The organism is Pseudarthrobacter cellobiosi (assembly GCF_023913755.1).
Classification (GTDB): Bacteria; Actinomycetota; Actinomycetes; order Actinomycetales; family Micrococcaceae; genus Arthrobacter; species Arthrobacter cellobiosi.
Genome location: NZ_JAMXBJ010000039.1, coordinates 97451 through 110315, shown reverse-complemented (window position 1 = coordinate 110315; position 12865 = coordinate 97451). Strand labels below are relative to the sequence as shown.

Here is a 12865-nt window from a genome sequence, read left to right as displayed (position 1 = left end):
GGCAGCGAGGCCCGGCACCCCAGCACGCCCTTCGCCCGCACAACGAGCCGAAACCGAATTCAGCTCATCCGCCCAGGCGGATCGGTGGATCGAGGTTTAGCCTCCCGGCCTAGGCTGGGCCCACGCCCGCCGGGTTCCCTGGCCGAGCTTGCGAGGTTAGGGGGCGGGTGGGGACCACTTCGCCCCAGGACTGCCGCGCCAGGTCCGCCACAGCTGCCAGAATGCCCGACGGCGGCAGCGACAGATCCAGCGGAAACTCCACAATGTCGATGTCAGTGTTCAGGATCCGCCGCAGCTTCATCTCGCCCGCCCCCGCATAGATCAGCCACGCGGTGGGCACACCCAGGGCAGTGGAGTGGGCAAGCATCTGGTAGTGGTCGGCGGTCAGGGAAGCGCCCAGGTCCGTGGCGGTCTTGTACTTTGCGTTGTAGACCACAATCGGCCGGCCGCCCAAGAGGTGCACGGCGTCCGGGCGAACGGAGAGCCGGTCGGCATCATGGACAGCTTCGCTGAGGAGCACGTTGTACTGCAGCCGCATCTCGCCCGGATACGCTGCCATGGCCTCGCGGAGCGCCGTGCCCACAAAATCCTCGAACACCTGGGCCATGTCCACCACAAACGATGCCGTCTGTTGCTTCCCCTCCCCCGCCTCCGCCGAGGCATTCTTCAGGATCAGCTCAGCGAGGCGCAGCACTGACTGGTAGCGGATATTCATCCTGCTCGGCGTCCACGGCGGCAGGGGCGCACCGGAAGGAAGGCGGGTGACGGCGTCGAGTTTTCCCTTCAGCTGCCGCAGGCGGCTCAGCACTTCGGGGCGGACCCCCGGCACCTTGCCCATGCGCTCCAGCGCGGCCCGCAGGATCCGGTTCTCGGCGATGTCCTCGGTGAACTCGTCGTAGGACACTTCCAGCGGCACCAGCATGCCGGGGCGCCGGGAGATCTGGTCGGAAATCCGGATGCGGCCCTTGACCGTGCGGAGCGATTCATCAACGGTCAGGTAGCCCTGCAACACGCCTCGTCCCAAGGCACGCTCTGCCAGTTGGGCGAGGGATTCCGCCAGCGCGCTCCAGAGTTCGCGGTCCTCCGCTGCCGCCACGGAATCGGGCCGGAAGCCCTGGTTGCCGGCGTAGCTGAGGAGGAAGAGCAGCCGGCTCAGGCCCAGCCGGTCCTTGGGGCGCACATCCAGCTGCACGGTGGCCGTGCGGACCGAACCCACCTTGCCCGCGGGCTCGATCCGGTACAAACCCATGCCCATCGGGGAGGCCTTGGCGAGCCCGCTGGCGTTCACGAAGGCCGCGCTGGCGGCATCCAGGCGTTCCACGATGCCCTTGGACAGCTCGTCGAGGACCAGATGGCGCGCTGCCGGCGCCCGCCCGCGCTGCGCTGCACCGCCGTGCACCGCGCCGCCGTGCGCGGGAGTGTGGGTTGGCTTAGCTGGTAACAAGGCGTCCCAGCAGCTGCTCCAGCCCGAACCGCTCCTCCAGCTGCGCCCGGGTCAGCTGGCCGTGGTAGTGCTCTTCCAGCAGCGGCATCAGCTCGTACTTCCAGATCCGGCGGAGACCTGCCGGCGTCTGGGCGGCTGTTTTCATGAAGTACGACGGGCCGATCATCAGGTCCCGGTCCCACTCGTCGATGGCGGCGTTGAGCGCGTCAAGCAGCAGCGCCGGCGTGGTGTCCAGGTCCCGCGCCTGCAGGAACCGCAGCAGCGACCCCTTCACGGGCTCCGTCTGCGGATGCAGCTCGATGAACGCGAACCGGCGTCGGATGGCGGCATCCATCATGGCGATGGACCGGTCCGCGGTGTTCATGGTGCCGATGATGTACAGGTTGTCCGGCAGCGTAAACGGCTCGTTCGGGCTGTACTGCAGGTAGATCCGGTCATCGCGGTACTCCAGCAGGAAATAGAGCTCGCCGAACACCTTGGCCAGGTTGGCGCGGTTCATCTCGTCAATGATCAGGAAATAGGGCTTCTTTTCGTTCCCGGGCTTGGCGGCTTCCTCGGCCAGCCGGCGCAGCGGCCCCGCCACGAGCTTGAAGGCCACCTGGCCCTCGTCCGTCTTGTCCGGCCGGTAGCCCTCAAAAAAGTCCTCATACGCGTACGACGGGTGGAACTGCACCAGCTTCACCCGCTCGTCCGTGCTGTCCTGGGCCAGTTCCGCCGCGAGGTGCTTGGCCAGGTACGTCTTGCCCGTTCCGGGCGGCCCGTACAGGACCAGCTGGCGGTTCTCCTCCAGCAGTTCCGCGATCTCCTGCAGCGGCTCCAGGTCCATGTGCAGCGAGTCCGCGAAGTCGCGGCTCAGCGGGCGGAAGCCCTCCTGCACAGGGGGGACGACGGCGGCCGGTGCGTCGGCGTCGTCGTCATCCGGTTCCGCCTCGGCCGGCACGAGCGCCTGGAGCGCCTGCACCACCCTGGTCACGTCAACAACGATCCCCGAGGTGGCCAGCTGCCGCTGGACGTGGCGCGGCAGGTCTGCGGTGGCGTGGCCGTCGTCGTCCAGCCAGCGCACCTTGCGCCGCAGCCGGCGGTTATCGTCGTTGTGCTCGGGCTCGCCCAGCACCACGCCCAGCCGCACGGTGCCGGCGTGCTGGAACAGAACCAGGTCGCCCGGCTTCATGACCGTGAGGAAGGCAAACACCGCCGTTTTGGTGTCCTCCCGCTCGACGTAGCCGAGATGCTTGTAGTCCTCGTCCACGGCGTGCTGCACCAGCCCCGCGGTCACGCCGGGGTCGAGGTGGCGGAGATGTTCGACGTCGAGCGTCACCTTCTCCTCGTCCTGCCACGCGGTGAGGAGTTCAGCGTTGTCGCTGTGGGTACGCAGCAGCCACGCGCGTCGGCCGGGGTCCCCCACTTTGCGCCACTGGCTGACCAGCTGGCGGGCGTACCAGTCGATGCGCTGGCCCGCCTGTTCATCCAGGTGCAGGCGGATGCGGTTAATGTCCGCGGTGATTTCCTCGTCGGAATCGCCCTTGGCCCCGCCCACCAGCGAGGCGAAGGCGTCGCGGATTTCCTGCCGCTCCACGTCCGCCACTACCGGCTCGAAGTAGCTGGGCCAGGCAAGGTACTCGATGCTGCGGCGGATGGCGGGCTGGTCCGCCGGGGTGCCCGCGGCGAGCTCGTGGAACTTCAGCGGGTCCTTCAGCGCCTTCGCGATGGCCACCGGAACCTGCTGGTCCACATGCTGCACAAACCGGCAGAGCCACTTCAGGTGGTCCCAGATGGTCCAGTTGAATTCGGCGGTGCGGTCCCTGATCACGCCGTGGTCCGTCATGCCCTTGTAGAGTTCCTCGGGCAGCTCCAGCGGTGGCTCCAACCAGGACGCAGCCTCCGCCACCCGGGCGCGCTTGACCTTCAGCGACTTGACCTCGTGCGCCAGGGGCAGTGACTGCAGGAAGAGCAGCTCCACGGCCAGCTGCTTGGCCTCCCGGGAGGCGTCCTCGAGGTTCTGCCGGAGGTTGGTCATCATGGGCGCCTTGGCGTCCGCGGCTCCCCGGTCCAGGCGCTCCAGCAGCTCCGCCGCAGCCTCCGCTGTCCAGGTCAGGGTGTTCCCGTCCAGGGCCGACGGCTTGCCCTGCAGGCCCGGTCCCAGCACAAACCAGGCCGCGTCCTCGATCTCCTTTGAGACACCGAGGGCGCGGTGCATGGCAGTCTTAGGATTCGGGGTCATGGATTCAAATTTACAGGCTCAAACTGGATGCCTGCTCCGAAGACCCTGGCGGTGTGCAGATCCGAGGCCTGCTATTTGACTGCCCCGAGTCCGGCTCCGGGCCGCTTGCGCCCCAGAATGAAGTAGCCCATCGGCCCGATGAAATTGATCAGGGCGGCCACCCGCCAGGCTGCCTTTGGCCCATTGATTTGCGCCGCCGGACGCTTGGAGATGTCACGCTGGGCGGCCAGCATCAGCGCCACCTGCCCTATCCCGATGACCACGAATCCCGCCCGTGCCGCCGGTGACATCTCTTTCCAGGTCTTTTTGTTTTTCTTGGCCATGGTCAACGCTCCTTAGTGGGTATTTCCAGTTTCCGGTGTGCGCCGTGCCTGCGCAACGGGTGTGCGGGCGCGGCGCCGTATGGTTCAAAACGCGAACGGCTCAAACGGTGAACGGCTCAAACGGTGAACGGCGCCAGCCGCTCCTTCTGCTCCGGCGTCAGGCGAAGGACGCGGCCGGAAGCCTCGTCCACAAACGCCAGATGGCTGCTGGCCCGGACGCACTCCTCCCGGGTGACCGGGTCCTGAACTACGTAGTGGATGTCGAAGCTGGCGCCCTTCACCGCGCCAATCCACACCTGGACCACAGCCGGGACGTTGCGGTATTCCAACGTCCTGACGTAGCGGATCCTGTGGTCCACCACCAGCGCCAGGGTTCCCTCCGGAACGTCGTTGAAGAGCGACACTTCCGGTTCGATGCCGGGCAGGCCGGCACCCCGGGGAGGCCCGAACGCTGCGATCCGGGCCTCCTCGAGCATCCTGACAATCTGGACGTTGTTGATGTGCCCATAAGCGTCCATGTCGCCCCAGCGCATCGGGACCAGGACCTCGATGCGCCGGGCGGCTCCGGTTCCCAGCGCGCTCAGCTGTGGACCGCCGTCGAATCGTCCACAACGGTTTCCTCAACATCGGAACCGGCGAACTGGGACATGTACAGCCGGTAGTAGGCACCTTCAGCCGCCAGCAGCGTCTTGTGGTTGCCCTGCTCCACGATCTTGCCGTTCTCCATCACCAGGATGTCCTCGCGCAGCGCCATGATGATGCCGCCGATGCACATGATGGGGTGGCCACCATGAAGTTCAGTCCCTTCAGCACCAGCATCTGGACCTGCTGGACGTCGTTGGTGCCGCGCGTGATGAGGGTGGGCGCGCCGAACGTGTTCACGTCCTTGGCGGAGAAACCCGTGACGTTGCGGAACACCCCGCGGCGCAGATCGCGGCCCACGGCCATGGCCGTTTTTGAGCCGTAGTAGACGCCTGCGATGGTGGACGCCAGTTGGAACACTACGACGGCCACGATGTATGGCATATACGGTTTGGAATAGCGCCGTATGAGGGTGAGGAGCATGCCCGTGAATCCTTAGGAAGGGAGCGCGAAGTGATGATGATGATAAGTAGTAACAGACGGGGCTGACATTTCTCAGCCTACCCACTCTACGAAATCCGTTGCCCGGGCGAAACATCCACGGAAAATATCATCCGATCGGCGTACTCCGCCAGCCGTTCGCGCTCAGGTTAGCGACTCGCGGAGGCGAGTTCCGGCGTCGTGCTTTCAGCGTTGGCGTTTGCCTCGGCCCCTGCCCCTGGTTCGGCCTCCGGCTGGATGTCAACGGTGCGCCGCAGCGGGCGCTCCTTGATGAACAGGACCGAGATCAGGGCTATCACCGCAACGCCGGCGGAGATCAGGAAGACCTCTGCGGTGGCGTCGCCGTAGGCAGCGCGCATGATCTCGCGCACCGGTGCGGGCATGTCAACGAGGTCCCCGCCACGGGGATGCCGGCCGCAGCCAGGCCCTGCGTGGCGAGTTCGCTGACCCGGCTGCTGAGGACGACGCCGAGCACGGACACACCGATCGCGCCGCCCACCGAACGGAAGAAGGCAACCGACGCGCTGGCCGAGCCGATATCTGACGCCCGGACCGTGTTCTGCACTGCCAGGACCAGGTTCTGCATCAGCATGCCGAGGCCCACACCGAGGATTGCCGTGAAGATCCCGGCCTGCCACAGTTCGGTGGTGTGGTCCATGGTGCCGGCCAGGCCGAGGCCGCCGATCAGCAGGATGGACCCGCCGACCAGGTAGCCCTTCCACTTGCCGGTGCGGCTGATCAGCAGACCGGAAACGACCGAACCGGCCAGGTTGCCGGCGATCATCGGCAGCGTCAGGAGCCCGGCTTCGGTAGGCGTGGCGCCGCGGGCCACCTGGAAGTACTGGCCCAGGAAGGTGGTTGAACCGAACATCGCAATGCCCACAGCCACTGAAGCGATGATGGCCAATGCGGTGGTGCGTTCGGAGATGATCTTCAGCGGGATGATGGGCTGCTCCACCTTGGACTCCACCACCACCAGCAGGGCCAGCAGCACCACGCCGCCGCCCACCATGGCGGCCGACTGCCAGGAAACCCAGTCGTAGTAGGCAGGGTTTCCGGCGAAGGAAACCCAGATCAGGAGCAGGCTGACGCCGGAGGTCAGCAGGATGGAGCCAAGCCAGTCGATCTTGGCCGGGCGCTTGACGTGCTCGATTTTCAGGGTGATCTGGAGCAGGATGAGCGCGACGACGGCGAGCGGCACGCAGACGAAGAAGGTCCAGCGCCAGCCCAGCGGGCTGTCCACGATGAAACCGCCCAGCAGCGGGCCGCCGGCAGTGCCCACCGCCATCACGGCGCCCATGTAGCCGGAGTATTTGCCGCGGTCCCGCGGCGGGATCATGGTGCCGATGATGGCCTGCGCCAACGCGGTGAGCCCGCCCATGGCCGCTCCCTGGATCACGCGTGCGGTGAGCAGCAGCGGGATGGTTTCGGAGAGTCCGGCCATCACGGAGCCGGCCACGAAGATGACAATGCTCAGCTGGACCAGCAGCTTCTTGTTGAAGAGGTCGGACAGCTTGCCCCAGATGGGGGTGGTGACGGCGTTGGCCAGCAGGGCAGCCGTGATCACCCAGGCGAAGTCGGTTTGGGTGCCGTGCAGATCGGACATGATGGTGGGCAACGCGTTGGCCACAATGGTGCTGCTGAGGATGGCGGTGAAGAACGCCGCGAGGAGCCCGGTCAGGGCTTCCATGATCTGGCGGTGGGTCATCGCCAAGGGCGGTGCGGCGGGCTGGCTCGACATATCAGTGCTCCTGCAGGTTCTGGGTTGCGGCGGCTGTTATCGCGGTTGGAAGTGCCGGGACAGCATGTGCCCGGGTTGAATGCTTGAGGGACTCGGAGAGTTTCGTCAGGATCCGTGCCGTGTCCTCGGCATCCTCCTGGCTCCAATCGCTGAGGTAGTCCTGCAGCGTGGCCGTGCGGTGCTCCTCGATCCTCCGGAGCTTGTCCACGCCGGCTGGCGACAGGGCAACCAACTGGGCGCGGCCGTCGTCGGGATCCTGCCGCCGGATCACGTAACCCAGCTCTTAAAGCGCGAGAGGACACTTGGGGCCCTTTGGAATGGGGCCTCAAGTGTCCTCTCGCGCTGTGGTGGAGCGGGGGCTGTGGTGGAGCGGGTGCTTTGGTGCTGGGTGTTCAGCCGTCCAGGTGGGTGGGGCCGAACATCTTGAGCAGGGTTTCGACGACGACGACGTTGGGTCCGTCCGCCGCGAAGCCCGCCTTGAGCGCGTCCCCGACATCCTCGGGGGCCACCCGCGTGGCCGGCACACCGAAAGCTTCGGCGAGCTTTACGAAGTCGGGGCGCGCGAGCTCGGTGGCCGTGGCCTTGCCGAACGCGCCCACCATGTATTCGCGCAGGATGCCGTAGCCGCCGTCGTCCACGATCAGCCAGGTGACCGGGATGTTGTGCTGCTTTGCGGTGGCGAGCTCGGAGATGGAGTACATGGATGAACCGTCACCGGACACGGCGAGGACCCGGCCGGGCTTGCCGACTGTTTCCAGGCCGACGGCACCGCCGATGGCTGCGGGGAAGCCATAGCCCAGGCCGCCGGCGCCCTGGGCGGAGTGGAACTGGCCCTGCCGGGCATCCCAGCAGCTCCAGCCCCAGTACGCGGAGATGGTCATGTCCCAGAAGGTCTGCATGTCCGCGGGGACGGCTTCGCGGATGTCGGACATGAACTTCAGCTCTTTGCCCAGGTCCTGGGATTCGAGCCTTGCCTTGACCTTGGCGAGCGAGTCCTTCACCAGGTCCTCCGGGGTCGTCCCATGCCAGCTGCGGGCGGTGTCGACGGGCGCCACCAGGGCCTCGTCGAGGGCGGCGAGGGCCTGGCCGGCGTCGGCGCGGATGCCCAGGCCAGGACTGTTCGATTCGAGGACGCGCGGTTCGGCGTCGATCTGGATGATGCGGCCGCGGGGCGCGAACGTGAAGTAGTTGGAGGTGACTTCACCGAGGGACGAGCCGATGACAATCAGGACGTCGGCATCCTCCATGAGGTCCGTCATGTGGCGGTCCTCGATCCAGGACTGCAGCGAGAGCTCATGGGTCCACGGGAAGGCGCCGTTGCCGCCAGGCGTGCAGATAACCGGTGCCCGCAGCTTTTCGGCAATCGAGAGCAGCGATTTTTCGGCCCGGCCCCGCCGGGTACCGCCACCGGCGATGATGGCGGGACGTTCCGCCGTCGACAGCCATTTCACCGCTTCCCGGACCAACTCCACGCGCGGCGGGTTGTCCGCTGCCTCGGCGAGCGCGTCCTCCACCGGGGGCACCATGATGGGATCCAGCAGCACGTTCTGCGGGATTTCCAGCCAGACCGGGCCCTGCGGCGACGAGATGGCTTCAGTCCAGGCATCCTGGATGGCCGACGGGATACCGGACGCGTGCTGGATCAGGCGCTGGCTCTTGGTGACGTTCGCGGCCGAGGCCTTCTGGTCATCGAGCTGGTGGAGCATGCCCTTGCGGCGGGCGCCCAGTCCCTCGAGCGGGATCTGGCTGGCCACTACCACCATGGGCACACCCGTGGCGTAGGCCTCCTGCAAGCCGGCGAGGGACGTCAGCGCACCGGGTCCGGTGGACAGGAACAGCACGCCCACTTCCCCGGTGGCGCGGGAATACCCGTCCGCAGCGAAGGCGCTGTTGTTCTCCACACGCGAGGACACGAAGTGCAGGTTGCCGCGGCCCATGGCGTCAAACAGGCCGAGCGCGTGCTGGCCCGGGATGCCGAAGACGGTCTTGGCGCCGAGCGCTTCAAGGGTTTCGACGACGAGGTCCCCACCGTTGCGCTGGCTGGTCCGTCTGCTGTCCCCTGCGGCCTCAGTTGCCGTGCCCGGATCGAAATCAATCATCGTGGCTACTCCTTGGTTCCGGCGGCGAAACCGGCAGGTTGGCGGGCTTCCTGGCCGAGAGCTTGCGCGGCGTAGCCGTTGGCGGCCCCGAACCGGTCGCCTTCAACAGCATTGTCCGCCATCAGGGTCATCAGTTCATAGGCCACATGGCTGGCTGCCACGCCGGTGATTTCGGCGTGGTCGTAGGCGGGGGCAACCTCGACGACGTCGGCGCCCACCAGGTTCATGCCGCGGAAGCCCCGGATGATCTCCAGGAGCTCGCGGCTGGTGATGCCGCCGGCCTCCGGGGTTCCGGTACCGGGCGCATGTGCGGGGTCCAGGACGTCGATGTCCACGGAAATGTAGAGCGGGCGGTTGCCGATCCGGTCACGGACCTTGGCTACGGTCTCCAGGACGCCCTGGTAGTAGACGTCAGCGGAGGTGACGATGCCGAACCCGAAGCGGTGGTCGTCGTCGAGATCCTTTTTGCCGTACAGCGGGCCGCGGGTGCCGATGTGGCTGATGGCTTCCGTGTCCAGGATGCCTTCTTCAACAGCCCGGCGGAACGGGGTGCCGTGCGTGTATTCGGCGCCGAAGTAGGTGTCCCACGTGTCCAGGTGGGCATCGAAGTGCAGCATGGCAATGGGTCCGCCGGCCCGCTCGGCAGCCGCGCGGAGCAATGGCAGGGCGATGGTGTGGTCCCCGCCGAGCGTCACCAGCTTGCTGCCGGCCGCGGTGAGGTCCAGGGCGTTCTGCTGGATGGTTTCGATGGCTTCGTTGATGTTGAACGGGTTGACCGCCATGTCGCCGGCGTCAGCCACCTGGACGTTTTCGAACGGGCTGACGTCCCAGGCGGGGTTGTACGGGCGCAGCAGGCGGCTGGCCTCGCGGATGTGGTTGGAGCCGAACCGGGCACCCGGGCGGTACGAAACGCCGGAGTCGAAGGGCACGCCCACCACCGTTACGTCAGCCTTTGCCACCTGGTCCAGGCGCGGCAGGCGGGCGTAGGTTGCAGCGCCGGCATAGCGCGGGATACGGGATGAATCGATGGGGCCAATGTTGCCGTTGGCTTCGATGCGCAGCTCTTTCAAGATGAGCCTCTCCTTCGAGGATTGATCGGCGGGTGTGACAGCCATCATAGCCTGAAGTTTTCTTATGCGCATCAGTTGTTTACAAAACAGCCACCCATCAACCGGGAAGGAACGCAGCAACGCTAGCGAGTGGGGAGCAGCAACCTACCGGCTGGCGGCGGGGACCAGGACCCAGAGAACTTCGACGGCCTCGTCGGTGGGATTGACCCACGTATGCGGTTCGCGGCCCGGGAATGTCACGGTGTCGCCGGTACTGAGCTCGTATTCCTCGTTGGTCAGGATCAGCCGGATGCGCCCCTTGATCACATGGAGCACGTCCACGTCGCAGTCCACGGCGTAAAGCTCAGCCTCGCCGCGGCCATGCGGCTCGATGACGGCCTGGATGATCTGGATGCGCCGTTCGGAACGGGCAGTCAGCAGCCGCTCCACGATGCCTTCGCCGCCCAGGGAGATCCGTGGGCCTTCGTCCCGCTTGGTCAGGTGGGTTTCCGGGGCCACAAACAAGTCGCCGATCGAGATGGACAGGACCTGGCACAGCGTCACCAGGGACGCCACCGACGGCGACGTAAGGTCACGTTCCACGCGGCTGAGGAAGCCCTTAGTCAGGCCGGTGGCGTCGGCAACCTGCTCGATGGTGAGCCGCTGCGACTGCCGGGCGGCACGGATTCGGGAACCGATGGCAACGGGAACATTGCTCGGCTCAACTGGCAGTGCCTTCATGTGCAGACCTTTCGTGGCCGGCGGTGCGGCCCCATCTCTGGAGCAATCCTAATGGCCAGCCGACCCGCGTGACGTGGCGGGCGCCGCGGCGAACAACAGATAGGACGGCCGACCTTGACTGTTGCGTCAGTCACAGCATACGCTTCCCGGCAACAAGTGTTGCCTGTGAGGCAATATTTGAGGAACTCTTCCTCCCCATTCCACAAGAGCAGCGGAATACCGGCTTCCCCAGCAGCGCCGCCGGGATTCCAGACACACTGCAGATCAGCTCCAAGGAGCCCCAAATGGACGCTAACTTCGTCAACATCGCCATCGTGGTGGTGTACCTCATCGCCATGCTGGCCTTCGGCTGGTGGGGCAAGTCCCGCACCAAGAACAACAGCGACTTCCTGGTTGCCGGCCGCCGCCTCGGCCCGCTGCTCTACACCGGCACCATGGCCGCCGTCGTCCTGGGCGGTGCCTCCACCGTCGGCGGCGTCGGCTTGGGCTACAAGTTCGGCATCTCCGGCATGTGGTTGGTGGTCGCCATCGGCGCGGGTGTGCTCCTCCTGAGCCTGCTCTTCGCCGGCACCATCCAGCGGCTGAAGATCTACACGGTCTCCCAGATGCTCAGCCTGCGCTACGGCCAGCGCGCCACCCAGACCTCCGGCATCGTGATGCTGGCCTACACCCTGATGCTCTGCGCCACCTCCACCGGCGCCTACGCCACTATCTTCGTGGTCCTGTTCGACTGGGAGCGCTGGCTCGCCATCGCAGTCGGCGGCGCCATCGTCCTGGTCTACTCCACCATCGGCGGCATGTGGTCCATCACCCTGGCCGACCAGGTGCAGTTCATCATCAAGACCGTGGGCATCTTCGCCCTGATGCTGCCGTTCACGCTCAACGCCGCCGGCGGCTTCGACGGCATCCGCAGCCGCGTTGACGCCAGCTTCTTCCAGCTTGATGGCATCGGGATGCAGACCATCATCACGTACTTCGTGGTCTACACCCTCGGCCTGTTCATCGGCCAGGACATCTGGCAGCGCGTCTTTACCGCCAAGACCCCCACCGTGGCCCGCTGGGGCGGCGCAACGGCCGGCGTCTACTGCATCCTGTACGGCGTCGCCGGTGCCCTGATCGGCCTGGCCGCCCGCGTGGCCCTGCCCGACATCGACGTCGCCAACCTCGGCAAGGACGTTGTCTACGCCGAAGTCGCCACCCAGATCCTGCCGATCGGCATCGGCGGCCTGGTCATGGCCGCCGCAGTCGCCGCCATGATGTCCACCGCCTCCGGCGCCCTCATCGCAGCCGCCACGGTGGCCCGCGCCGACGTGGTGCCGTTCGTGGCCAGCTGGTTCGGCAAGACGATCAACACCGACGACACCGAAAACCCCGAGCACGACGTCAAGGCCAACCGTTACTGGGTCCTTGGCCTGGGCATCGTGGCCGTGCTGATCTCCATGGCGGCACAGGACGTCGTCGTGGCACTGACCATCGCCTACGACATCCTGGTGGGCGGCCTGCTGGTGGCCATCCTCGGCGGCCTGGTCTGGAAGCGCGGCACCGGCATCGCAGCCGCCTGGTCCATGGCCGTTGGCTCGGTCCTGACCCTGGCCCTGCTGATCATGTACGCCGTCGGAGTCATCCCCAGCGTTGACGGCGTCTACGCCAACGAACCCATCTACTGGGGCCTCGGCGCCTCGCTGGCTTCGTACATCGTGATCTCGCTGCTCACGCCTCCCACGGACCCCGAGGTCCGCGAGGCCTGGGAAAAGCGGGTCGCAGGAGCGGTCACCGAAGAGCTGCCCATGGAGGCCCACCCGGTCGCCAGCCACCCGAGCCGCTAATCTCGACAGGCCCGATCACCGAAGATAACAGGCTCGGTCACCAGAGAGTACGACGGCGGCACTCCCCTTCGCTTCCCCGCGAACCGGAGTGCCGCCGTCGTTCGTTCTATTCGGTTCCGCGGAACTCGTCCTCATCGAGTGGAACCACGCGCTCCTCGGCGTCGACTGCCACCGGTGGCGTGGGAACCACCACCTTTTCGGCGTCCAGGAATTCGTCTTCGGCGTCCCAGTCGTCCACGTTGATGGGGACGTCCTCGGCGTAGTCGTAGGCGGGATCCGATTCAACAGATTCCAGGTGCGGCATGTCCGGGTGCTGTCCGGTGGTGCTCATGATTCGA

11 protein-coding genes and 2 pseudogenes are annotated in these 12865 nt (G+C 66.2%); 1 reads left to right on the top strand and 12 read right to left on the bottom strand.

Annotated features, from left to right (window positions below; genetic code table 11):
* Nucleotides 1-109 precede the first annotated feature (109 nt).
* The 11 genes and pseudogenes from NG696_RS07480 to NG696_RS07430 all read right to left on the bottom strand — a co-directional run bounded on the left by NG696_RS07480 (nucleotide 110) and on the right by NG696_RS07430 (nucleotide 10701).
* Complete coding sequence (locus NG696_RS07480) at nucleotides 110-1399, bottom strand: 5-methylcytosine restriction system specificity protein McrC (RefSeq protein ID WP_252564104.1); 1290 nt, start codon at nucleotides 1397-1399, stop codon at nucleotides 110-112.
* 31 nt (nucleotides 1400-1430) lie between these two features.
* Nucleotides 1431-3665 (bottom strand): McrB family protein, encoded by a 2235-nt coding sequence (locus NG696_RS07475; protein ID WP_252574955.1) that lies wholly within the window; start codon nucleotides 3663-3665, stop codon nucleotides 1431-1433.
* 71 nt (nucleotides 3666-3736) lie between these two features.
* Entirely contained in the window at nucleotides 3737-3988 is a 252-nt protein-coding gene (locus NG696_RS07470; RefSeq protein ID WP_141139620.1) for a PLDc N-terminal domain-containing protein, read from the bottom strand.
* 116 nt (nucleotides 3989-4104) lie between these two features.
* Entirely contained in the window at nucleotides 4105-4521 is a 417-nt protein-coding gene (locus NG696_RS07465) for an acyl-CoA thioesterase (protein ID WP_252563883.1), read from the bottom strand.
* 47 nt (nucleotides 4522-4568) lie between these two features.
* Nucleotides 4569-4742 (bottom strand): hypothetical protein, encoded by a 174-nt coding sequence (locus tag NG696_RS07460; protein ID WP_252574959.1) that lies wholly within the window; start codon nucleotides 4740-4742, stop codon nucleotides 4569-4571.
* Nucleotides 4722-5053: pseudogene (locus NG696_RS07455) on the bottom strand (ABC transporter transmembrane domain-containing protein); the annotation flags it as partial. The gene NG696_RS07460 and the pseudogene NG696_RS07455, both read right to left, overlap by 21 nt.
* A 185-nt stretch (nucleotides 5054-5238) precedes the next feature.
* Nucleotides 5239-6812 (bottom strand): annotated as a pseudogene (locus tag NG696_RS07450) (MFS transporter); the annotation flags it as partial.
* 1 nt (nucleotide 6813) lies between these two features.
* The gene (locus NG696_RS07445; RefSeq protein WP_252574953.1) at nucleotides 6814-7083 is read right to left on the bottom strand and encodes a winged helix DNA-binding protein; all 270 of its coding nucleotides are present in this window, start codon (nucleotides 7081-7083) and stop codon (nucleotides 6814-6816) included.
* Nucleotides 7084-7204: 121 nt separating this feature from the next.
* Entirely contained in the window at nucleotides 7205-8911 is a 1707-nt protein-coding gene (locus NG696_RS07440) for a thiamine pyrophosphate-binding protein (protein WP_252574951.1), read from the bottom strand.
* 5 nt (nucleotides 8912-8916) lie between these two features.
* Nucleotides 8917-9981, bottom strand: coding sequence for an agmatinase (gene speB / locus NG696_RS07435; protein ID WP_252574949.1), 1065 nt, complete (start codon nucleotides 9979-9981; stop codon nucleotides 8917-8919).
* A gap of 144 nt (nucleotides 9982-10125) precedes the next feature.
* Nucleotides 10126-10701, bottom strand: coding sequence for a helix-turn-helix domain-containing protein (locus NG696_RS07430; RefSeq protein WP_058929916.1), 576 nt, complete (start codon nucleotides 10699-10701; stop codon nucleotides 10126-10128).
* A gap of 284 nt (nucleotides 10702-10985) precedes the next feature.
* Here NG696_RS07430 and NG696_RS07425 point away from each other — a divergent pair, with 284 nt between their 5' ends.
* Nucleotides 10986-12527, top strand: coding sequence for a sodium:solute symporter family protein (locus tag NG696_RS07425; protein WP_252574947.1), 1542 nt, complete (start codon nucleotides 10986-10988; stop codon nucleotides 12525-12527).
* Between the two features lie 106 nt (nucleotides 12528-12633).
* Here the strand turns inward: NG696_RS07425 and NG696_RS07420 are convergent, their stop codons facing one another.
* Nucleotides 12634-12858 (bottom strand): hypothetical protein, encoded by a 225-nt coding sequence (locus NG696_RS07420; RefSeq protein ID WP_252563902.1) that lies wholly within the window; start codon nucleotides 12856-12858, stop codon nucleotides 12634-12636.
* Nucleotides 12859-12865: the final 7 nt, after the last annotated feature.